The 20,683-nt window shown below is 69.8% G+C and carries 21 protein-coding genes; 9 read left to right on the top strand and 12 right to left on the bottom strand.

The genetic code is table 11. From position 1 onward, the window contains the following. Positions 1-263 precede the first annotated feature (263 nt). The 6 genes from RS83_RS03025 to RS83_RS03000 all read right to left on the bottom strand — a co-directional run bounded on the left by RS83_RS03025 (position 264) and on the right by RS83_RS03000 (position 8,092). Entirely contained in the window at positions 264-2,510 is a 2,247-nt protein-coding gene (locus RS83_RS03025; protein WP_156153093.1) for a glycoside hydrolase family 3 N-terminal domain-containing protein, read from the bottom strand. Beyond that, the gene (locus RS83_RS03020; RefSeq protein ID WP_082071488.1) at positions 2,510-3,634 is read right to left on the bottom strand and encodes an ABC transporter permease; all 1,125 of its coding nucleotides are present in this window, start codon (positions 3,632-3,634) and stop codon (positions 2,510-2,512) included. The genes RS83_RS03025 and RS83_RS03020 overlap by 1 nt, the downstream gene beginning before the upstream one ends. Before the next feature lies 1 nt (position 3,635). Beyond that, positions 3,636-4,724: an ABC transporter permease gene (locus RS83_RS03015; protein WP_045278030.1), complete on the bottom strand. Its 1,089-nt coding sequence runs from the start codon at positions 4,722-4,724 to the stop codon at positions 3,636-3,638. Next, positions 4,721-5,536 (bottom strand): ABC transporter ATP-binding protein, encoded by an 816-nt coding sequence (locus RS83_RS03010; RefSeq protein WP_045278029.1) that lies wholly within the window; start codon positions 5,534-5,536, stop codon positions 4,721-4,723. The genes RS83_RS03015 and RS83_RS03010 overlap by 4 nt, the downstream gene beginning before the upstream one ends. Continuing rightward, entirely contained in the window at positions 5,533-6,357 is an 825-nt protein-coding gene (locus tag RS83_RS03005; protein WP_045278028.1) for an ABC transporter ATP-binding protein, read from the bottom strand. The genes RS83_RS03010 and RS83_RS03005 overlap by 4 nt, the downstream gene beginning before the upstream one ends. 73 nt (positions 6,358-6,430) lie before the next feature. Then, positions 6,431-8,092, bottom strand: a complete 1,662-nt coding sequence (locus RS83_RS03000; protein WP_045278027.1) for an ABC transporter substrate-binding protein — start codon at positions 8,090-8,092, stop codon at positions 6,431-6,433. Between the two features lie 157 nt (positions 8,093-8,249). On the opposite strand from RS83_RS03000, the gene RS83_RS02995 reads away from it, so the two are divergent. Both RS83_RS02995 and RS83_RS02990 read left to right on the top strand, forming a co-directional pair. Further along, positions 8,250-8,897 carry a TetR/AcrR family transcriptional regulator gene (locus RS83_RS02995; protein ID WP_045278026.1) on the top strand — a complete coding sequence of 216 codons (648 nt, stop codon included), beginning with the start codon at positions 8,250-8,252 and terminating at the stop codon, positions 8,895-8,897. A 145-nt stretch (positions 8,898-9,042) separates the two neighbouring features. Continuing rightward, entirely contained in the window at positions 9,043-10,257 is a 1,215-nt protein-coding gene (locus RS83_RS02990; protein ID WP_045278025.1) for an amidohydrolase, read from the top strand. A gap of 152 nt (positions 10,258-10,409) precedes the next feature. Here the strand turns inward: RS83_RS02990 and moaA are convergent, their stop codons facing one another. Both moaA and RS83_RS02980 read right to left on the bottom strand, forming a co-directional pair. Further along, positions 10,410-11,483 (bottom strand): GTP 3',8-cyclase MoaA, encoded by a 1,074-nt coding sequence (moaA, locus tag RS83_RS02985; RefSeq protein ID WP_045278024.1) that lies wholly within the window; start codon positions 11,481-11,483, stop codon positions 10,410-10,412. A 118-nt stretch (positions 11,484-11,601) separates the two neighbouring features. Beyond that, the gene (locus RS83_RS02980; protein ID WP_045278023.1) at positions 11,602-12,057 is read right to left on the bottom strand and encodes a MarR family winged helix-turn-helix transcriptional regulator; all 456 of its coding nucleotides are present in this window, start codon (positions 12,055-12,057) and stop codon (positions 11,602-11,604) included. Between the two features lie 62 nt (positions 12,058-12,119). Here RS83_RS02980 and RS83_RS02975 point away from each other — a divergent pair, with 62 nt between their 5' ends. Next, positions 12,120-12,488 carry a VOC family protein gene (locus RS83_RS02975; RefSeq protein ID WP_045278022.1) on the top strand — a complete coding sequence of 123 codons (369 nt, stop codon included), beginning with the start codon at positions 12,120-12,122 and terminating at the stop codon, positions 12,486-12,488. Positions 12,489-13,068: 580 nt separating this feature from the next. Here RS83_RS02975 and RS83_RS02970 read toward each other — a convergent pair. Genes RS83_RS02970 through RS83_RS02955 form a run of 4 tightly spaced genes read right to left on the bottom strand, consistent with a single transcriptional unit; the run spans position 13,069 to position 16,104 of the window. Continuing rightward, positions 13,069-14,142: an ABC transporter ATP-binding protein gene (locus tag RS83_RS02970; protein WP_052678773.1), complete on the bottom strand. Its 1,074-nt coding sequence runs from the start codon at positions 14,140-14,142 to the stop codon at positions 13,069-13,071. Then, a complete protein-coding gene (modB, locus tag RS83_RS02965) occupies positions 14,139-14,924 on the bottom strand; it encodes a molybdate ABC transporter permease subunit (RefSeq protein ID WP_045278021.1) in 786 nt (261 codons plus the stop codon). The genes RS83_RS02970 and modB overlap by 4 nt, the downstream gene beginning before the upstream one ends. After that, on the bottom strand, positions 14,921-15,709 hold the full coding sequence (modA, locus tag RS83_RS02960) for a molybdate ABC transporter substrate-binding protein (RefSeq protein ID WP_045278020.1): 789 nt from the start codon (positions 15,707-15,709) through the stop codon (positions 14,921-14,923). The genes modB and modA overlap by 4 nt, the downstream gene beginning before the upstream one ends. A gap of 2 nt (positions 15,710-15,711) precedes the next feature. Further along, positions 15,712-16,104 carry a TOBE domain-containing protein gene (locus RS83_RS02955; protein WP_045278019.1) on the bottom strand — a complete coding sequence of 131 codons (393 nt, stop codon included), beginning with the start codon at positions 16,102-16,104 and terminating at the stop codon, positions 15,712-15,714. A gap of 138 nt (positions 16,105-16,242) precedes the next feature. On the opposite strand from RS83_RS02955, the gene RS83_RS02950 reads away from it, so the two are divergent. The 6 genes from RS83_RS02950 to RS83_RS02930 all read left to right on the top strand — a co-directional run bounded on the left by RS83_RS02950 (position 16,243) and on the right by RS83_RS02930 (position 20,593). After that, complete coding sequence (locus tag RS83_RS02950; RefSeq protein ID WP_045278018.1) at positions 16,243-17,616, top strand: serine hydrolase; 1,374 nt, start codon at positions 16,243-16,245, stop codon at positions 17,614-17,616. A gap of 93 nt (positions 17,617-17,709) precedes the next feature. Beyond that, positions 17,710-17,847 (top strand): hypothetical protein, encoded by a 138-nt coding sequence (locus RS83_RS18650; protein ID WP_156153092.1) that lies wholly within the window; start codon positions 17,710-17,712, stop codon positions 17,845-17,847. 4 nt (positions 17,848-17,851) lie between these two features. Beyond that, positions 17,852-18,640, top strand: coding sequence for a HesA/MoeB/ThiF family protein (locus RS83_RS02945; protein ID WP_045278017.1), 789 nt, complete (start codon positions 17,852-17,854; stop codon positions 18,638-18,640). Further along, positions 18,637-19,872, top strand: a complete 1,236-nt coding sequence (gene glp / locus RS83_RS02940) for a gephyrin-like molybdotransferase Glp (protein ID WP_045278016.1) — start codon at positions 18,637-18,639, stop codon at positions 19,870-19,872. Before RS83_RS02945 ends, glp begins: the two co-directional genes overlap by 4 nt. Beyond that, a complete protein-coding gene (gene moaC, locus RS83_RS02935; protein ID WP_045278015.1) occupies positions 19,869-20,363 on the top strand; it encodes a cyclic pyranopterin monophosphate synthase MoaC in 495 nt (164 codons plus the stop codon). Before glp ends, moaC begins: the two co-directional genes overlap by 4 nt. After that, entirely contained in the window at positions 20,360-20,593 is a 234-nt protein-coding gene (locus RS83_RS02930) for a MoaD/ThiS family protein (protein WP_045278014.1), read from the top strand. Before moaC ends, RS83_RS02930 begins: the two co-directional genes overlap by 4 nt. Positions 20,594-20,683 lie beyond the last annotated feature (90 nt).

Here is a 20,683-nt window from a genome sequence, read left to right as displayed (position 1 = left end):
GAGGGGGGGGAGGGAGGGGAGAGGAGGGGGGAGGAGGGGGAGAGAGGGGGGAGGAGGAGGGAGGGGGGGGGGGGAAAGAAGAAGAAGGAAGAAGAGAGAGAGGAAGGGAGAGGGGGAGAGGAGAGGGGGAGAAGAGAAAGAAGAAAGGAGAGGAGGGAAGGGGGAGGAGAAGGAAGGAAAAAAGAGAAGAAAGAGAGGAAAGAAAAGGAAGAAAGGAGGAGAGGAGGAGAAAGGGGGGAGGGAGGGGAGGGAGGGGGGAGACGTCAGGCTACGTCGAAGGATGCTGCGAGCAGCGACTGCTCGCGCGACGACGGGCCCACCAGCAGCTCGAACGAGCCGGACTCGACGATGCGGTCGCCCGCAGCATCCACGATCGAGCAGTCGGCCACGGGCACCTCGACGCGCACGCGCACGGATGCCCCGGGCTCGACGTCGACCTGGCGGTACGCCTTGAGCTCACGGTCGGTCCAGCTGACGCTCGTCACGGCATCCCGCACGTACACCTGCACGGTCTCACGAGCCGGGCGGTCGCCGGTGTTCGTCACGGTCACGTGTCCGACGACCACGTCGTCACGGCTCAGCGCCACCCGCTCCACCGAGAGGTCCGAGTACTCGACCGTCGTGTACGAGCGCCCCTCGCCGAACGCCCAGGCGGGTGACTGCGTGAGGTCCGCATACCGGTCGCCGTGCTGTCCGCGGATCTGGTTGTAGTACGTCGGCTGCTGCCCCACGTGGCGGGCGAACGAGATCGGCAGACGGCCGGAGGGCTCGACGGCACCCGAGATGATCTCGGCGAGTGCGCGGCCGCCCTGCATGCCGGGGTTCGCCGCCCAGATGACGGCCGCCGCCCGCGAGACGGATGCCGGCAGCACGAGCGGCTTCGACGCGAGCAGCACCACGACCACGGGCTTCCCGGTCGCGATCATGGCGTCGAGCAGGGCGATCTGCCCGCCGATCAGCTCGAGGGTCGCGGTCGAGCGGCCCTCGCCGACGAGTTCGATGCGGTCGCCGACCACGGCCACCACGACATCGGCGTCCTCAGCCGCCGCGACGGCCTCGGCGATCAGCGCCTCGTCCGGCGCGCACGGCTGCACGACCGGCGGGCGCGGCTGCCCGTCGGGGAACAGCGCGCCCCGCGGGTCGGCTTCGAGCGTCAGGATGTCGGCGCCGCGAGCGTGCGCGATCGACCAGCCGTCGATCTCCTGCAGGCCGTCGAGCACGGTCGTGATCATCTCGCGAGGCTGTCCGTCGAGCCATCCCGCCTGTCCGGATCCGCCGGCCCAGTCGCCGAGCTGGGTCTGCCCGTCATCAGCGAGCGGCCCGACGACGGCGACCGACAACGGCGACGTCGCGTCGAGCGGCAGGGTGCCGTCGTTCTCGAGCAGCACGAGCGAGCGCCGAGCGATGTCGAGGTTGAGTTCCGCGTGCGCGGCGCTGCCGACCACGGCATCCAGTTCCGTCCCTGGCAGGCGCGGGTTCTCGAACAGTCCCAGCTCGAACTTCAGCGTCAGGATGCGGGCGGCGGCCGCATCGAACGCGTCCGCCGCGAGCAGCCCCTTCGAGACCGCGTCGAGCGCACCCTCGAAGAATGAGGGCGTGGTCATGATCATGTCGTTGCCCGCCCGCACGGCAGCCGTGGCGGCGTGGGTGATGTCGGGCTGGATCCGCTGCTCCCACACCATGCGTCCGACGTTGTCCCAGTCGGTGATGAGGGTGCCGGTGTAGCCCCACTCGCCGCGCAGCACGTCGCTGAGCAGCCAGTCGTTCGTCGTGATCGGCACGCCGTCGGTGGTCTGGTAGCCGAGCATGAACGTGCGGCATCCCTCGCGGGCGACGCGCTCGAACGGCGGCAGGAACCAGGAGCGCAGCTTGCGGCGCGAGATGTCGGCCTCGCTCGCATCACGCCCGCCCTGCGTCTCGGAGTACCCCGCGAAGTGCTTGGCGGTCGCCAGGATCGCGGTCGGGTCGTCGAGGCCGTTGCCCTGGTAGCCGCGCACCATCGCCGACGCCATCTCGCCGATCAGGAACGGGTCCTCGCCGAACGTCTCGTCGATGCGACCCCAGCGCAGATCGCGCGCGATGCAGAGCACCGGAGAGAACGTCCAGTGGATGCCGGTGACGGCGACCTCTTCGGCGGTCGCCCTGGCGACGCGCTCGACGAGCTCGGCATCCCACGATGCGGCCATGCCGAGCTGGGTCGGGTAGATCGTGGCGCCCGGCCAGAACGAGTGTCCGTGGATGCAGTCCTCGGCGACCAGCAGCGGGATGCGCAGGCGCGTCTGCGCCGTGAGCTCGTTCGCGCGCAGGATGCGCTCCGGCGAGGTGTGCAGGATCGACCCGGCGTGACGACGGGCGATGTGGTCGTCGAGGTCGTCGCGAGCGTCGAGCTGCAGCATCTGCCCGACCTTCTCCTCGACCGTCATGCGGCCGAGGAGGTCGGCGACGCGCTCCGGGATCGAGAGGGCGGGGTCCTGGTAGGGAAGGACCGTGGTCAGGGTCTGAGAGGTCATCACTCGGCGTTCTGTGTCGGAGAGGCGTGCGTCGTCTGGGTGTGCATGGGCGGGTCGCTCTTCGGCGGCACGCTCGTGGAGGGCAGCGGGACCGTCCGCACGGCGGTCACGGCGTCGTTCACATTCAGTCCCTTCTTCTTCATGGCCCTCGCCCGCTCACCGGCGGATCGCAGCCGCGGGTTGACGTACTCGTCGATCCCGAAGTTGATGAGCGAGAGCGCGACACCGATGATCGCGATGCACAGCCCTGCCGGCACGTACCACCACCACAGTCGCGGGAAGGCGCCGTTCTGCTGCGCCCAGAAGAGGATCGTGCCCCAGTTCAGGTTACTCACCGGGATCACGCCGATGAAGGCGAGCGTGGTCAGACCGAGCACGGCGGCGGTCACCGTGCCGACGAAGCTCGAGGCGATCAGCGCCATCAGGTTCGGCAGCATCTCGACCGTGATGATGCGGCGCAGCGGCTCGCCGTTCGCCCGTGCCGCCTGGATGAAGTCGCGGTTGCGCAGCGACATCGTCTGGGCGCGCAGCACGCGTGCGCCCCAGGCCCACCCGGTGAGTCCGAGCACCGCGGCGATCACGATCAGCGGCGGGTTCTCGAACTGCGAGGCGACGATGATGATCAGCGGGATGCCGGGGATCACCAGGAACACGTTGGTCAGCGCCGAGAGCGACTCGCTCTTCCACCCGCGCACGTACCCGGAGATGACTCCCACCGTGATCGCGATGACCGTGGCGATCAGCGCGGACAGGAACCCGACGACGATCACGCCCTGGGTGCCGTAGATGAGCTGACTCAGCACGTCCTCGCCCATGTGGGTGGTGCCGAGCCAGTGCTCGAACGACGGCGGCTGCCGCAATGCGCTGCGGTCCTTCTGCGTCGGCGCGTACGGCGAGAGCCACGGCGCCAGGATCGCGACGAGCACGAATGCCCCGAGGATGATGAGCCCGGCGATCGATTTCGGGTTGCGGAACATCGCGAACGCCTGCACGAGCTGCGTCCAGAACGTCTTCCGCTCCGGCGGGGTGGATGCCGCTGTGCGCAACGTGGCGGTCTCCGGCATCCCCGAGGCGACGGGCGACCCGTCGGGGGCGGCGCTGCCGGTGGTGGTGGGAACGGTCATCTCAGGCCTCCGTCTGGCGCGTGCGCGGGTCGAGGTAGGCGTAGACGACATCCGCGAGGATGTTGGCCACGAGCACCGAGAGCGTGATCACGAGGAAGACGCCCTGCATGAGCGCGTAGTCCTTGGCGTTGGTGGCGTCGAGCAGCAGCTTGCCGACGCCGGGGTAGCTGAACACCATCTCCATGACGATGGTGCCGCCGACGATGAAGCCGATCGAGAGCGCGAAGCTCTGGATCTGCGGCAGCACCGCGTTGCGGGCGGCGTAGGCCCAGAGCACGCGCTTGTTCGGCATCCCCTTCGCCTGCGCGACCGTGATGTAGTCCTCGTCGAGCACCGTCAGCATCATGTTGCGCATGCCGAGCATCCAGCCGCCCAGCGAGGCGATGATGATCGTCAGCGCCGGCAGCGTGCCGTGCATGATCACCTGACCGATGAAGTCGAAGCTCCACTCCGGCGACTGCCCCTTGTCGTAGGCGTGCGAGGAGGGGAACCATTTCAGGGTCGACGAGAAGATCGCGATCGCGATCAGGCCGAGCCAGAAGTAGGGGATCGTGTTGAAGAAGGTGGTGATCGGGATGAGTGCGTCGAGCTTGCTGCCACGGCGCCAGCCGACGATCGCACCACCGACCGTGCCGATCAGGAACGAGATGATCGTGGCGATGCCGACCAGGCCGAGCGTCCACGGCAGGGCGGCGGAGAGCACTTCGACGACGGGCCGGAGGCCGTGCAGGGTCGAGATGCCGAGGTCGCCGCGGAACAGCATCGCCCAGTAGTCGATGTACTGCTGCCAGACCGACTTGTCGGTGTCGACGCCGAGCAGGATGCGCAGCGACTCGGCCGCCTCCGGGCTGACGTTCCGGTTGCGGGCCAGGTATGAGCTGACCGCATCGCCCTTCATGAAGCGAGGCAGGAAGAAGTTGATCGTGATGGCCGCCCACAGCGTGAACAGGTAGAAGCCGGCGCGTCCGGCGAAGAAGCGCCAGGGCACGCGGCGGCGCCCTCGTTCGGCGGTGGTCGCGGTCGTGCCGACCTCGAGCGCGTCGCGCTGCACGAGGTCGTCGTCGTCGAGCTGGGGGAATGCGGTGCTCACAGTGCACCTCCGTTCGAGGTCGAGCCGGACGAGGCAGCGAAGTGCTTCTCCGGATCGGGGGATGCCGCGCGCAGCTCGCGCGTGTAGGGGTCCTGCGGGGTGAGGATGACGTCGTCGGCTGGCCCGTATTCGACGACGCGGCCCTGGTTGAGCACCATGATCTCGTCGCTGAAGTGGCGGGCGGTGGCGAGGTCGTGGGTGATGTACAGCACACCCAGACCTTCTTCGCGCTGCAGGTCTGCGAGCAGGTTCAGCACGCCGAGGCGGATCGAGACGTCGAGCATCGAGACCGGCTCGTCGGCCACGAGGAGCGACGGGCGGGATGCCAGTGCGCGGGCGATCGCGACGCGCTGCCGCTGACCGCCGGAGAGCTCGTGCGGACGGCGGTCGATCACGGCATCCGCATCGAGTCGCACGCGATCGAGCAGCCGCCGAACCTCGTCCTCGGTCTCGTTCTTGGGAACGACGTCGTCGAGGCGGATCGGCCGCTCCAGGTGATACCGGATGGAGTGGTACGGGTTCAGCGAGGCGAACGGATCCTGGAAGACCATGCGCAGCTGCTGCCGGTACTTCCGCAGCCCCTTGCCCCGGCGGGGGATCCGCGCGCCGTCGAGCAGCACCTGACCGCTGGTCGGGGTCTCGAGCTGGGTGAGGATCTTCGCGATCGTCGACTTGCCGCTGCCGGACTGCCCGACCAGGCCGATCGTCTGGCCGGAGTGCAGCGTGAAGCTGACGTCGTCGAGCGCCTTGAGCTGCCCGGCGCCGCGCACGGTGTACGTCTTGCTGACGTTCCTGAATTCGAGGGTGGTCATCGCGTCAGCACTCCTCTGGCACCGGTCAGTCGGGGGAACGACGACAGCAGCGTCTTGGTGTACTCCTGCTGCGGGTTGGTCCAGATCTGCTCGGCGGTCGCGAGCTCGACGATCTCGCCCTCGCGCATGATCGCGATCCGGTCGCTGATCTCCAGCAGCAGCGGGAGGTCGTGGGTGATGAAGATGACGGAGAAGCCGAACTCGTGCCGCAGCTGCGAGATCTGCGTGAGGATCTCCCGCTGCACCAGCACGTCGAGCGCGGTGGTCGGCTCATCCATCACCATGAGCTGGGGGCGCAGCGCGAGCGCCATCGCGATCATCACGCGCTGGCGCATGCCGCCGGACAGCTCGTGCGGGAACGACCGGGCGCGCTGGCGGCCGACCTTGACGATCTCGAGCAGCTCCTCCGCCTCGGCCCGCCGCTGCCTGCGGTTCATCTGCGGACGGTGGATCTCGAACACGTCCTCCAGCTGCGAGCCGATCGTGGCGACGGGGTTCAGAGCGTTCATCGCACCCTGGAACACCATCGAGACCTTGTCCCAGCGGAAGCGCTGCATCGCGTCGACGTCGAGCGCGTTGATGTCGACGTCCACGCCGGATGCATCGTGGAAGGTGACGTCTCCCCCGGTGATCACGGCGGGAGCGCGCAGCAGGCGCTGCACCCCGTAGGCGAGCGTCGTCTTGCCGCATCCGCTCTCTCCGGCGAGACCGAGGATCTCGCCTCGTTGCAGCTCGATGGTCACGTGCTTCACCGCCTCGACCGGCGGATCGACGTCGTACACGACGGAGAAGTCGCGCACGGTGAGCAGGGGATCTGGCATGGGGTGTCCTTCATCGATCGCGGTCTGGCCCTTCGACAGGCTCAGGGAGTGGGTCACTGAGCCTGTCGAAGTGTCACTCGGCCGGCTGCAGCTTCGTGAGGATCTGCACGATGTTCTGCTGCGTCGGGTCAGCCGATGCGTACGGGTCTTCCTCCGACGGCCATCCCACGTAATTCCGCGTGTTGAACTCGCCCAGCAGCGGGTGCGCGCCGAGCGGGATCGCGGGCACCTGGTCGACGAAGATCTTCTGCAGGGTGTCGAGCGATGCGGTGCGCGCTTCGTCGGACGAGGCGTTCGCATAGGCGTTCAGCGCCTCGGTGGCCGCCGGGTCCTCGAAACGTCCGAAGTTGAAGCCGGCGATGCCCTCTGGCGAGATCCAGCGCGGGTCCATGGTCGACGTGTAGAGACCGTAGGCCGTGCCGCTGTCCTCGAGCCAGTGGATGATGGCCGAGAACGTGCCCTCGTCGCGAGGACCCTGCCAGCCGCCCCAGTCGGGCATGTCGATCTTGACCTCGGCGCCGATGGCCTCGTTCACGTCTTCCGCGATGAGCTCCTGCGCGGTGTTCCAGTCGCTCCAGCCGGAGGGCACCGAGAGCGTGAACGACACGGGCGTGCCGTCGGGGTCGACGAGCGCGTCGTCCTTCCAGGTGTAGCCGGCGGTGGTCAGCAGGTCGCGGGCCTTCTCGGCGTCGACCGAGTAGTTCTCGTCCTTGAACTCGGGCTGGATCTCGTCCTCGAGGATCGAGGAGAGCCCGGTCACCGACCACACCGGCTCGCTGGCGCCCTCGCGGGCGATGTCGACGTAGGCGTCGCGGTCGATCACCCAGGCGAGCGCCTGACGGAAGGCCGGGTCGTCGAAGGGCTTCTCCTGCAGGTTCATGAACAGGGTCGCCGAGCCGGTGGTCGGAGCCGCCCAGAACTTGTTGTGCTCCGGATCGGCGTCGAGGAACTGCTCCTGGATCTGCGGGATGAACGCCTGCGCCCAATCGGCCTCGCCCTGCGCGAGCGCGGTGGTCAGCGCGGTGTTGTCGCCGTAGGAGACGTAGTGCAGCTCCGGCACGGCGAGGTCGCCGCCCCAATAGTCGTCGCGGGCCTCGAGCGTGACCGACTCGGTCGACCAGTTCGAGAGCGCGTAGGGGCCGGTGCCGACGAGGTCGTCACCCTTGACCGGGTTCGTGGCCGGCTCGTCGAGGTTCTCCCAGATGTGCTTCGGCACGATCGGAACGTGCAGCACGCGCGCCTGGTTGACGTACTTCGATTCGCCGAACTTCAGCGTCACGGCGTCGCCGTCGACCTCTGCGCCCTCGAACTTGAGGCCGGCGGTGTCGAGTGCGGGGGTGGAGACGAGCTCGTAGGTGTAGACGATGTCGTCGGCGGTGAACGGCTCGCCGTCGCTCCAAGTGACGTCCTTGCGCGGGGTCACCGTGAGTGCGGTGTAGTCGTCGTTCCACTCGATGCTCTCGGCGAGCCACGGCGTCACACCGCGGTCACCGGTCTGGTTGACGAGGCCGAGCGACTCGAAGATCACCTTGCCGTAGCCGTACTTCGACGCTGCCGAGTCGCCGACGAACGGATTGTTCGACTCGGTCGTGATCGCGCCGTCCGGCTTCGCGATCGTGAGGGCCGCAGCATCGCCGCCGGTCTCATTCGATCCGCCGGCAGAGCAACCGGCGAGGGCCGAGACGCCGAGGGCGGTGATCGCCGTGGCGGCGATCAGAGATGTTCTGAGCTTCATTGCTTCTCCTTGGGCACGGGTCATTGTGCTGCGTCGCCACCGGACGAGGATCCGGGACTGCGTGATTTGCTTACTGTCGAGAAAGTAAGCTTACGTGAGGTTACCGACTGGTAAGTAGGATGGCAAGCGCACAGCGACGACCGAAGGGAGGGCCACGATGAGCGAAGACACCGAGACCACTCGTGTGCGCCCGGCGACCCGCGCGAAGCGGGAGCAGATCCTGAAGGCCGCGGTGGAGATCTTCGGCAACAAGGGGTCGACCAACGGCACCCTCGCCGACGTCGCCGAGCAGGTCGGCATCACGCACGCCGGGGTGCTGCACCACTTCGGTTCGAAGCAGAAGCTGCTGCTCGAGGTGCTCGCCTATCGCGACCAGGCCGACGTCGAGGACCTCGCGGAGAAGCACATCCCCGACGGCCCGCAGCTGTTCCTGCACCTCGTGCGCACCGCTTTCGCCAATGTGCTGCGGCCGGGCATCGTGCAGGCGTACACCGTGCTGTCCTCCGAGTCCGTCACCGACGACCACCCTGGCCGCGAGTATTTCGAAGACCGCTACATGACGCTCCGCCGCGAGGTGACCGCCGCCTTCCACGCACTCTGCGCGCAGGAGGGCGTGACGGCGCCCGACACGATCGCGGATGCCGCGGCCAGCATCCTCGCCGTCATGGACGGTCTGCAGCTGCAGTGGCTGCTGCATCCGGAGATCGTCGAACTCGGTACCGCGAGCGAGTTCGCGATCCAGGCGATCGTGAACGCCGTGCTGCATCCCGGTCCGCCCCTCGCGACCTACGCCCACCCCTCCTGACCCTCGCCCAGATCCGCCGAGCGTTCCCCTTTCGTGCGAGCCACCCCTGTATCTGCCGACACAAGGGGGCCGGGTCGCACACAAGGGGAATGGTCGGCACAACGCATCCCTCCGCATCCGCAACGGGCGCGGATAGGCTCGGGGCATGACGATCGATCTCGAAGCGCTCTACATCGACCTGCACCAGCACCCGGAGCTGTCCTTCCAGGAGACCCGCACCGCCGGCATCGCCGCCGCGCACCTGCGGGACCTCGGACTCGAGGTGCATGAAGGCGTCGGCGTGACCGGAGTCGTCGGCACACTCGTCAACGGCGAGGGACCCGTGGTCTGGGTTCGGGCCGACATGGACGCGCTCCCCGTGGGCGAGCAGACCGGCCTGTCGTACGCGAGCACCGCCACCGGCATCGACCCGGCCGGCACCACCGTCCCCGTGATGCACGCGTGCGGTCACGACATGCACGTGACCGCCATGATCGGCGCCGTCGAGAAGCTCGTCGCCGAGCGCGCCGACTGGTCGGGCACACTGGTCGTGCTGATCCAGCCGGCTGAGGAGTACGGCGCCGGATCCCGGGCGATGCTCGACGACGGTCTGCGCGACCTCGTGCCGCACCCCGACATCGTGCTCGGCCAGCACGTCACACCGCTCCCCGCCGGCACGATCGGCGTGCGGCCAGGCACCCAGATGGCGGCATCGGACGGACTCACGGTCACGCTGCATGGCCGCGGCGGCCACGGTTCGCGCCCGCACTCCACGATCGACCCGATCGTGATGGCCGCGGCGACCGTGATGCGCCTGCAGACGATCGCCTCGCGCGAGGTCGACCCGCGCGACGTCGCCGTCGTGACCGTCGGATCGATCCACGCAGGCCTCAAGAACAACATCATCCCGGCCGAGGCGAAGCTCGAGCTCAGCCTGCGCTACCCGAACGACGAAGGCAGGGCCAAGGTGCTCGCGAGCGTCGAGCGCATCGTCAGGGCCGAGGCCGCAGCATCCGGGGCGGAGCGCGAGCCGGAGATCCGTACCGACCACACGCTGCCGCCGACCATCAATGACGACGAGGCCACGGCCCGCGTGACCGCGGCACTGCAGCGTGTGCTCGGCGAGGCCGCGGTCATCGATCCGGGTATGTTCACGGGCAGCGAGGATGTCTCGTGGTTCGCCCGCGACACCGGGGCTCCCCTGGTGTTCTGGTTCTGGGGAGGCGTCGACCCGACCACGTTCGCCGAGTCGATGGCCGCCGGGACGCTCGACAAGGACATCCCGACGAACCACTCGCCGTTCTTCGCGCCCGAGATCCACCCGACGATCGAGGTCGGGGTCACCGCGCTGTCGACGGCAGCGAGGGAATTCCTGGGCTGAACCCGGCCAACCCACACCGGCACCCGCGTTCACAATTCAGCAAGAACGGCACAGTTCTGGGCTGGACTGCGCGCCAGCGGCCCCGCATCGACCGTTCTTGCTGAATTGTGAACGACCGGCGAGCGAGACGCGGCCGAACGCACGCGGGGCGGTCAGCCGCCGATCGCGTTCATCCCGCGGGCCGGCTGCAGGAACGATGGGTCGTTGATCGCGTGCCCGGGCAGCTTGCCGTGCACGCAGGACCGCAGCATGTCGGCGATCCCGTCGGAGCGCCCGCCGGGCGTCGCCCCCTCGCCGCGCAGCACGTCGATGAGGTCATACTCGGCGTTCGAGAACAGGCAGTTGCGCAGCTGTCCGTCGGCGGTCAGCCGCAGGCGGTCGCACGCCCCGCAGAACGGCGCGGTCACCGAGGCGATCACGCCGACCTCATGCGGGCCGCCGTCGATGCGCCACTTCTCGGCCGGCGCACCGCCGCGTCCTGGCACCGGCTCGAGGTCCCAGCGCTCGCCGAGCGATGCGAGGATCTCTTCGCGCGTGACCATCGTCGAGCGGTCCCAGGTGTGCCCGGCGTCGAGGGGCATCTGCTCGATGAAGCGCAACTGCGCACCCACGTCCATCGCGAACGCCACGAGGTCGACGAGCTCATCGTCGTTCACTCCGCGCATGGCGACCGCGTTGAGCTTGAGCGGTCGGAGTTCGGATGCCGCGGCCGCAGCGATCCCTTCGAGCACGTCGTCGAGCCGGTCGCGCCTGGTGAGATCCGCGAAGCGCTGGCGGTTGACCGTGTCGATGCTGATGTTCAGGCGGGTGAGCCCCGCGTCGATCAGCTCCGGCAGCTTCTTCGCGAGCGTGATGCCGTTCGTGGTCATCGCGACCTCGACGGGCCCGTCGGCTCCCTCGATCTGCGAGACGCGGCGCACGACGTCGATGATGTCGGCGCGCAGCAGCGGTTCCCCGCCGGTCAGGCGGAAGGTGCGGATGCCGAGGGATGCGGCCACCTGGGCGATCTCGACGATCTCGTCGGTCGACAGGATGCTCGTGCGAGCGAGCCATTCGTTGCCCTGCTCGGGCATGCAGTACGTGCAGCGCAGCGAGCAGCGGTCGGTGAGCGAGATGCGCAGGTCGCGGTGGACGCGGCCGTGCGTGTCGACCAGGGCGCTGGCATCGGCGGGCGGCGGTGCTGCGTGTGCGGCGCGCATGCCGATCACGACCGGTACGGCCGTCATGGCGTCCCCTCGCTGCCCGTCATCTTCCGAGACTAACCCGCGGGTCGACGGCAGGGGTCGCCAGGCCGCGACGACCGGCATATTGCCAGCGTCCGGCGGACGCGTCCGGCGCATCCGACTACGCCGCGGGGCTGTCCCGCAGGGAGTGGATCATGCTGCGCAGGATCTTCAGCGCACCCGCCTGCTCCTCGTCGGTCATCCCGGCCAGCATCCGCACCTCGACAGAGCGGACCGCAGCGCTCGCCTGCTCGCGACGCGTTCGGCCGAGTGGCGTGAGTCGGGCCGGCAGCACCTTCCCGATCGCCGCTTCGGCGGGACGCGTCACCGAGCCGTCGCGCTCCAGCGCCTGCAGCAGCACGTTCATCGACTGCCGGGTCACGAATGTGCCGCGAGCGAGCTCGGAGTTCGACAGACCCGGTCGCTGTGCCAGCAGTTCGAGGCAGGAGTAGTGCGTCACGGTCATCCCGAGCGGGCGCAGCACATCTTCCATGGCGGAGCGAAGCGCGCTCGATGCCTCCTTCAGGAGGTAGCCGAGCGAGGTCTCGAGGTCGATGCGATCTCCATCTTGACTCATGTCAGTATTCTGACATAGATTGATGCATGTCAGAAAACTGACACAAGAACAGGAGTCACACCATGCCCGTCACCGGTCCCGATTTCATCTCGCTCCAGGTCAGCGATCTCGATGCATCCCAGGCGTTCTACGAGCAGTACCTGGGCCTCGTCCGCTCGCCGGCCGGACCGCCGCACGCCGTCGTCTTCCAGACCGAACCCATCGCCTTCGCACTGCGCGACATCGTGCCGGGCACCGACCTCGCGTCCGTCGAGCGCCCCGGCATCGGCGCCGCGATCTGGCTGCACGCCACCGATGCGCAGGAGATCCACGACGCGCTGGTCGCCGACGGCCGCACCATCGTGACGGCTCCGATCGACGGCCCGTTCGGCCGCACCTTCACCTTCGCCGACCCCGACGGCTATCACGTGACGCTGCACGACCGCGCCTGAGCGCCCGTGGCCCAGGTTCGACCCCGCGGCCACGCGACAGCATCCCAAGCCCCAGACCCCAGGTCCCTAGGTCCCAGACCCGGACCCCAGGTGTCACAGATGGCCGCGTCGCCCCGCGCGAAGCGGCCAGCTACGCCCCCTCCCCTGAGGCAGGTGCCGCAGATGGGCGCCTCAGAATGCAGGATGCGGCCATCTGCGACCCCTCCCCCGGGCACCGGGCCCCAAGCACCAAGCTCCCTCCCCCCGGCTCCAGCCCAGACTCAGGCTCCCATGCCCCCAGGCCCCAGGCCCCTAGGTCCCAGGCCCAGGTGTCGCAGGCGGCCGCATCGCCCCGTGCGAAGCGGCCAGTTGCGTCCCATCCCTTGAGGCAGGTGCCGCAGATGGCCGCCTCAGAATGCAGGATGCGGCCATCTGCGACACCTGCCCGGGCACCACAGCACCACAGCACCACAGCACCACCGCACCACCGCACCCGCGACTGCATCCGGTCACCATGCAGACGTGGGGTCAGCGGGTCGGATACCTTGTCGATCCAGAAGGCAGCCCAACCACACCTCCCCGCGCACAGCCCGCAGCCCGACTAACCACCCACCGGCACGAACCGCACACCGGCGGGGTCGACGCGCAGGTGCACCTCGTCGCCCGGGGCGATCACGGCGGCATCCGTCAGCGAGACGTCGACCTGGCAGAGCTCGGTGTGCACGCGGATGCCGGCAAGCGTGGCCTCGAGCCGGGTGACCCGAGTGCGCCAGGCGTCCGCGGAGTCAGCCGACACGATGCGCACGTCTGCCGGGCCGAACACCGCCGCGAGCGCACCACCGTCGACTGCAGCGAGCGCGCGGGATGCGGCATCCGAGCTCTGCAGCCGAACCTCGCCGTTCCGCAACGCCCCGGTGTCGGCGACCCCGACGACCCGGTTGACGCCGGCGATCGAGGCGACGAATGCGGATGCCGGTGCCGCCAGCACCTCGCGCACGGGTCCGCGCTGCGTGACGCGACCCGACTCAACGATCAGCAGCCGCCCGGCGAGGGCGACGGCATCCGCCGCGTCGTGCGTGACGGCGATCGTCGTGACGGGCACCCCTGTGGTCGTGCCGGCGAGCTGGTCGCGGAGCATCCGCCGGATCTCGCCCGCCGTCGCCGGGTCGAGCGCCACGAGCGGCTCGTCGAGCAGCACCGCACGGGGTGATGCGGCGAGCGCACGAGCGATCGCGACGCGCTGTCCCTCTCCACCGGAGAGCTCGCGCGGCATCCGATCCCCCGACCCCGGCAGACCGACACGGGCGAGCCATTCGTCTGCCGCGTCGCGCGCCGCCCTGGCGTCGACGCCGGCGGCACGGGGGCCGAAGGCGACGTTCTCGCGCACGGACAGATGTGGGAAGAGCCTGGCGTCCTGTCCGAGCAGCACGATGCCTCGGCCCATCGGCGGCGTCTGCACCCGCGGTGCGATGGCCCGATCGACGACCCGCCCGTCGATCGTGATCTCGCCGGCGGTCAGCGGTTCGAGCCCTGCCAGCGCCTGCAGCAGCGTCGACTTGCCTGCGCCGCTCGGGCCCATCACGGCCACGGTCTCACCTGGCGCGACCTCGACGGTCACGTCGACCGCGAAGTGCTCGCGCTCCACCACGACGTGCGCGTGCAGCCCGCCGCTCATCGTGCGGCTCCCGGCCGCCAGCCGCGCACGAGCAGCAGCACTGCGATCGCGGTGGCGAGCAGGAGGAGCGCGAGGGCGACGGCGGCGCCCTGGGTGACGCCTGCCCCATTGAACGCCGTGTAGATCGCGAGCGGCATGGTCTGGGTGACGCCGGGTCGATTGCCGGCGAAGAGCGCCGTGGCGCCGAACTCGCCGATCGCCCGCGCGAAGCACAGCACGACCCCTGCGACGATGCCGGGAGCCGCGAGGGGCAGCGTGATGCGGCGGAGGATCGTCCAGCGTCCTGCGCCGAGCGCTGCGGCCGTGCGTTCGTAGTCGACGCCCGAGGTTCGCACGGCCCCCTCGACCGCGAGCACGAGGAACGGCAGCGCGACGAACGTCTGCGCGAGCACGACCGCCGGGGTGCTGAACGACAGCCCGAGTCCGCCGAACCAGCCTGCACGGCCGAACAGGTAGAGCAGGGCGACGCCGCCGACCATCGGGGGCAGCACGAGCGGCACGGTGACCGCCGCACGCAGCACCGCCGCGAGCCTCGGCCCCGACCGCGCGATGTACAGGGCCAGCGGCACACCGACCACGATGCACAACAGCGTCGCGATGAGGCCGGTGCCGAGCGACAGCGCGAGCGCGGAGAGCGCGGCCTCGCTCGTCACGTCGGCGAGGAACGTCGACCACTGCACGCGCGCGACGAGCGCGGTGAGCGGCAGGATCAGGAAGGCGAGTCCGATCGCGGCCGGGATCGCGAGCGCGCGCGGAGCGTAGCCGCGCCCGCCGGTGCTCACGGCTTCCCGAATCCGAAGTCCGCCAGGATGCTCTGACCGGCGTCCGAGCGCACGAACTCGACGAAAGCCGCGGCGGCATCCGGATTCCGGGCATCCGTGAGCGCTGCGATCGGGTAGTGGTTCACGACCTCGTCGGCGTGCTCCGGCACGATCACCTCGATGTCGTCTCGACCGATCACGTCGGTGGCGTAGACGAGTCCGGCATCCGCTTCGCCTGCGGCGACCTTCGTCAGCACCGCGGTCACGTTCTGTTCGAGACTGGCCGGTTCGACGGTGACGCCGGCAGCATCGAGGAGCTTCGCGGATGCCGCGCCGCACGGCACCTCGGGGGCGCACAGCACGGTGGTGACGTCGGCCAGATCCGCGAGCGTCTCCACGTTGCCCGGGTTGCCTGCCGGGACCGCGATCACGAGCGTGTTCGAGGCGAAGAGCTCGGGGTCGATCGCGGCATCCGTCACCTTCTCCATGTTCGCCTCGTCGGCGGAGGCGAACACGTCGGCGGGAGCACCCTCGAGGATCTGCGTGACGAGCGTCGAGGAGCCGTCGTAGACGCCGCTGAACTGCACGTCCGGGTTCTCGTCGGTGAACGCCGCGCCGATCTCGTCGAAGGCGCCGGACAGCGAGGCAGCCGCGTAGACCGTGAGCTCGCCGGTCAGGGTGCTCTCCGCGGCGGTCGAGGTCGCGGAAGGCGATGGTGCGGATTCCGTCGCGCCGGCGCACCCGGTGAGGGCGAGGACGGCGACGGCGAGGAGCGCGGTGGCGGATCGGCGGATCGTGCGGTGCATGGTCAGCCCTTCGGGACTTCGACGACGACCTGGGTCGCCTTGACGGATGCGGTGGCGAGTGAGCCCACCTCGAGGTGCAGCTCGCGAGCGGCCTCGGCCGACATCAGCGAGACGACGCGGTGCGGACCCGCCTGCAGATCGACCTGCGCCATCAGCCCGTCGATCTGCACCCTGGTCACGATCCCGACGAACCGGTTGCGGGCGCTGGAGAGGATGTCGTCCGCGGCCTTCGCCTCTGCGGCGAGCGCGATCGCGCGGGCGGCGAGCGCATCGCCGGGGATCTCCGCCGGCACGGCATCCGTCACCGGCAGGTGTCCCTGGTCGATCCAGCGGCGCACGGTGTCGTCGCTCACCCCGAGCAGCGCTGCGGCGCGGGCGATCCGATAGGTCTGCATAGCGCCGAGACTACCGCAGATGCGGATCCCTGCGAAGGAATCCGCCGCAACTGCGTCGCGAACAGGGTCATCCTCCCCGCGGACCTCCGCGCGGGATACGGTGTGACTCACACCAGACGCGACCGTGGGGGGACCTCGATGGCGAGACCGGATGAATCGACGGACGAGCTGTCCGAGTTCGCTGAGCTGCTGACGCATGAGCAGGAGTTCACGCGCGCTCGCGATCGGATCGCCCCTGAGGTGCGCCGCAGACGCCGACGCCGGGGCCTCATCATCACCGCGATCTGCGTCGTGCTGCTGCTGGCCGCGGCGGGCGGGTACATCGGGTGGGCGCTCACGGCGCCGGTCGATCAGCCAGCGGTGACCACCCAGGCCCCGCAGGCCCCGGCCGTCGATCCGGCTGTCATCGCGACGCCTCTGTCGGGAGCCTCGGCGATCAGCGTCGCGGGCGCAGACGCGTATCTGGGCGAGGGAGCGAGTGGGGTGTGGTCGTCGAGCGGCACTGGCGACCCCCTCCCCATCGCGAGTATCAGCAAGCTCATCACGGCGCTCGTCATCCTCGACAGGGCGCCGCTCGCCTCCGCCGACGATCCAGGCCCGACGATCACCTTCACGAAAGCCGACCACGACCTCTACGACAGGTACTACGTGCAGGGCGCGACCATCGCCCCTATGCCCACCGGCACCTCGATGTCGCTGCGTGATGCCCTGGCCGCCATGCTGATCCCCTCGGCGAGCAACTACGCGGAGGCACTGTCGTCACGGATCTTCGGATCCCAGAGCGCCTTCCTCGGTGCGACCCGCGACTGGCTCGCCGCGCACGGACTCACCGGCACCACGATCACCGAGCCCACCGGCATCAGCCCTCGCAACACGAGCACCGCAGCCGACCTCCTGGCGATCGGAAAGCTCGCCGCCGCGAATCCGGCGATCGCGCAGATCGTCGCGACCCCGTCGATCTCGCTCCCGGGGGCCGGCCAGCTGAACAACACCAACGGCCTCCTCGGCACCGCCGGGATCACGGGGATGAAGACCGGCACGCTGGGCGAGGGCACGGTCAGCCTGCTGTACACCGCGACCCTCGATGTCGGCGCCGCCGAGCCGCTCGCGGTGACCGGCGTGCTGCTCGGAGGCGCTTCGCGCGACTCGGTCAACGCCAGCGTGATCGGCGCGTTGGACAGCATCCGCAGCGGATTCCACCAGGTCTCCGTCGCGACATCCGGCCAGGAGGTCGGCACGATCTCGACGCCCTGGGGCTCGAGCGCCCGCCTCGTGATCGGACAGACCGCGTCGATCTTCACCTGGTCGGACACTCCGATCACCCTGAGCATGGACATCGCGACCCCGCCGACCTACCAGGACGGCACGGTCGTGGGCAGCGTCACCTGGACAGCCGGGCCGAACACCGTCACCGCTCCCGTGAAGATCGAGGGGAGCATCGACCACCCCTCCGAGTGGTGGCGGCTCACGCACCCGTCCGAACTCGGATCGCCGCTGGATGCCGCGGGCTGATCCCAGCTCCCCCTGATCACTGGACAGCAGGTGGCGCACAGTGCCGCATCTCGCACGAGGAAGCGGCCATCTGCGACACCCGGTCGGATGCAGGTGACGCAACCGGTCGCATCCGACGAGACGAAGCGGCCATCTGCGACACCCGGTCGGATGCAGGTGGCGCAACCGGTCGGTACGGATGCCGAGGCCGGCCGCGACCGGGCGGACGAGGATGCCGCGGGCATACGCTGAAGCCATGCAACCTCTCGTCGATCCGGCGCCGGCTCTGGAGCCGACCGAACTCGTCCGCACCGCTCGTCACGCCGTGCTCACCGGCATCGGCGAGGAGGGCCAGCGCCGCCTGAGCGCCGCACACGTCGCCGTCGTCGGCGCCGGCGGCGTCGGCTCCCCCGTACTGCTCGCGCTCGCGGCTGCCGGTGTCGGCGCGATTACCGTGATCGATGACGACGTCGTGGAGCTCACCAACCTGCAGCGGCAGCTCGCGCACCGCGTCGACGACATCGGCACTCCGAAGACCGACTCCGCGGCTCGCGCGATCACGGCCCTCGCCCCGCAGACCACCGTGACCCGGATCGCCGAGCGTCTCGACGCCGGCAACGCCGATCGTCTGTTCACCGGCGCCGATCTCGTGGTCGACACGAGCGACTCCTTCGCCACCCGCCGCGACGTGGCCGCTGCGACCGAATCGCTCGGGCTGCCGCTCGTGTGGGGCGCCGTGCAGGAATGGCACGCGCAGGCCACGGTGTTCTGGTCGCGCCCGACCGAAGGAGACCCCGTGGTGCTCACCGATCTCTTCCCGCTCGGCACCGAGGGCGAGCCGCCGAGCTGCGCGCAGGTCGGCGTGCTCGGGGCGCTGTGCGTACAGGTCGGCGGGATGCTTGCCGGCGAGGCGATCAAGCTCATCACGGGAGCGGGTGAACCGCTGCTCGGCCGCCTGGCCATGATCGACGCGCTCACCGGCCGGCAGCACGAGATCGCGATCCGGTCGGCTGCCACAGCGTCGGCATCGGCGGTGTCCGCATGAGCGGCCGCAGGACGGTCGAGGAGCAGCTCGTGCGCGTGCTCGAGGCCGTGCAGGTGCTCGAGGCCGAGACGCGTGCGATCCGGGATGCTGCGGGACGCACCCTCGCCGATCCGGCGACCGCCGCCCACGACATCCCCCTCTTCGACAACTCGGCGATGGACGGCTTCGCGGTGCGCGCAGTGGATGTCGCCGGGGCATCCGAAGAGCATCCGGTCACCCTGCGGGTCGTCGCCGACCTCCCAGCCGGTGTCGCGACCGACCCGGCCCTCGGCCAGGGCGAGGCCGCGCGCATCATGACCGGCTCACCGACCCCGACGGATGCCGACGTGATCGTGCCCTTCGAGGACACCGCCGGCGGGCTCGCCGATTCCCTCGGCGAGGTGCGGGTGCTGCGCGCGCCGGCCAAGCCCGGAGTCTTCGTGCGGCGCCGAGGCGCGGATCTGCATGCGGGAGACGAGGTCGTGCTCGCGGGCGAACGCCTCGGGGCCTTCCAGGTCGCGGCGGCCGTCGCGGCCGGCATCGCCGAGGTCACGGTGACGCGTGCGCCTCGGGTGGCCGTGGTGTCGACGGGCAGCGAGCTGCTCGCCCCCGGCGAGTCGCCTGAGCGCGGCCGCATCCCCGACTCGAACGGGCCGCTGCTCGAGCAGCTGGTGGCGGATGCCGACGCAGAGGTCGTGCTGGTCGCACGGGTCACGGACGACGCGGACGCCGTGCGGATCGTCACCGCGGAGGCCGTCGCCCTTGGCGCAGATGTGATCGTGTTCACGGGCGGCGTCAGCGCCGGCGCCTACGAGCCGGTGCGCGGCGCCTTCGACGGCGGCGGCGAGGTCGAGTTCTCCAGTGTCGCCATGCAGCCGGGCAAGCCGCAGGCCTTCGGCGTGCTGGCCTCCGGCGCGCTCGTCTTCGGCCTCCCGGGCAACCCGGTCAGCGTCGCTGTCTCGTTCGAGGTGTTCGTGCGTCCGGCGCTGCTCGCGATGCAGGGTCGCACCGGCATCCACCGAGCCATCGCCTCATTCACCGCGGATGCCGCGTGGACCACACCCCCCGGCCGTCGGCAGTACCTCCCCGCGATCGTCGACCTCGCGGCGCGCACCGTGCGCCCGGCGACCGCCGGCGGGTCGGGCTCGCACCTGGCGGGCTGCCTCGCCCGTGCGCACGCCTTCGCGATCGTGCCGGCCGAGGTCGAGGCCGTCGCCGTGGGCGACGAGATCGATGTCATGCTGGTGGGATGAGCTTCACGCATCTCGACGCCGCCGGCCACGCACACATGGTCGACGTGACGTCGAAGCAGCCGACCGTCCGCACGGCGACCGCCCGCGGCTTCGTCCGCTGCAGCGCCGACGTGATCGCCGCGCTCCGTGACGGCACCGCGCCGAAGGGTGACGTGATCGCGGTCGCCCGCATCGCCGGCATCCAGGCCGCCAAGGCGACACCGTCGCTCCTGCCGCTTGCTCACGTGATCGGCGTGCACCGGGCGAGCGTCGAGCTCGACATCGTCGACGACGGCGTGCGCATCGAGGCGACCGTCGGCACCGCCGACCGCACGGGCGTCGAGATGGAGGCGCTCACCGCCGTGTCGGTGACCGCGCTGGCGATCGTCGACATGATCAAGGGCATCGACCGTGCGGTCGTGATCGAAGACGTGCGGATCGTCGCGAAGTCGGGCGGACGCTCCGGCGACTGGGTGCGCCCTGGCGAGACCGCTCCCGAGAGCGCCCGATGATCCGGGTGCGCTACTTCGCCGCAGCGGCGGCCGCAGCGGGCACCGATGCGGAGGAGCGCGGCGAGCGCACGCTCCTCGACCTGCGGGCGGCGATCATCGCGGAGCATCCGGCCCTCGTCGACATCCTGCCCCGCTGCGCCATGATGGTCGACGGCGTCCGCACCGATGCCGACCGTCCGCTCGACGACGTGCAGCTCATCGACGTGCTGCCGCCCTTCGCCGGCGGCTGATCCCGCGCGACCTGCAGGACCGATCGCCGCGTGCAGGATCGATCCGCGGCGTGTCGTCCTGCAGGTCGCGAGATCTCCTGCGGATGGCGG

The organism is Microbacterium oxydans (assembly GCF_000956525.1).
Classification (GTDB): Bacteria; Actinomycetota; Actinomycetes; order Actinomycetales; family Microbacteriaceae; genus Microbacterium; species Microbacterium oxydans_A.
Note: the sequence above shows the minus strand (reverse complement) of the source record. Positions and strands in the feature narration are given on the sequence as shown.

Bases quoted from the DNA above. Each gene is read 5' to 3' on its own strand.
- RS83_RS02950 (WP_045278018.1), top strand. From the start codon at position 16,243: ATGGCGAGACCGGATGAATCGACGGACGAGCTGTCCGAGTTCGCTGAG.
- RS83_RS02975 (WP_045278022.1), top strand. From the start codon at position 12,120: ATGCCCGTCACCGGTCCCGATTTCATCTCGCTCCAGGTCAGCGATCTC.
- RS83_RS03020 (WP_082071488.1), bottom strand. From the start codon at position 3,634: ATGACCGTTCCCACCACCACCGGCAGCGCCGCCCCCGACGGGTCGCCC.
- moaC (WP_045278015.1), top strand. From the start codon at position 19,869: ATGAGCTTCACGCATCTCGACGCCGCCGGCCACGCACACATGGTCGAC.
- RS83_RS03000 (WP_045278027.1), bottom strand. From the start codon at position 8,092: ATGAAGCTCAGAACATCTCTGATCGCCGCCACGGCGATCACCGCCCTC.
- RS83_RS02930 (WP_045278014.1), top strand. From the start codon at position 20,360: ATGATCCGGGTGCGCTACTTCGCCGCAGCGGCGGCCGCAGCGGGCACC.
- modA (WP_045278020.1), bottom strand. From the start codon at position 15,709: ATGCACCGCACGATCCGCCGATCCGCCACCGCGCTCCTCGCCGTCGCC.
- RS83_RS02970 (WP_052678773.1), bottom strand. From the start codon at position 14,142: ATGAGCGGCGGGCTGCACGCGCACGTCGTGGTGGAGCGCGAGCACTTC.
- RS83_RS02990 (WP_045278025.1), top strand. From the start codon at position 9,043: ATGACGATCGATCTCGAAGCGCTCTACATCGACCTGCACCAGCACCCG.
- RS83_RS03025 (WP_156153093.1), bottom strand. From the start codon at position 2,510: ATGACCTCTCAGACCCTGACCACGGTCCTTCCCTACCAGGACCCCGCC.
- RS83_RS03005 (WP_045278028.1), bottom strand. From the start codon at position 6,357: ATGCCAGATCCCCTGCTCACCGTGCGCGACTTCTCCGTCGTGTACGAC.
- RS83_RS02980 (WP_045278023.1), bottom strand. From the start codon at position 12,057: ATGAGTCAAGATGGAGATCGCATCGACCTCGAGACCTCGCTCGGCTAC.
- RS83_RS03010 (WP_045278029.1), bottom strand. From the start codon at position 5,536: ATGACCACCCTCGAATTCAGGAACGTCAGCAAGACGTACACCGTGCGC.
- glp (WP_045278016.1), top strand. From the start codon at position 18,637: ATGAGCGGCCGCAGGACGGTCGAGGAGCAGCTCGTGCGCGTGCTCGAG.
- RS83_RS02955 (WP_045278019.1), bottom strand. From the start codon at position 16,104: ATGCAGACCTATCGGATCGCCCGCGCCGCAGCGCTGCTCGGGGTGAGC.
- RS83_RS02945 (WP_045278017.1), top strand. From the start codon at position 17,852: ATGCAACCTCTCGTCGATCCGGCGCCGGCTCTGGAGCCGACCGAACTC.
- RS83_RS02995 (WP_045278026.1), top strand. From the start codon at position 8,250: ATGAGCGAAGACACCGAGACCACTCGTGTGCGCCCGGCGACCCGCGCG.
- moaA (WP_045278024.1), bottom strand. From the start codon at position 11,483: ATGACGGCCGTACCGGTCGTGATCGGCATGCGCGCCGCACACGCAGCA.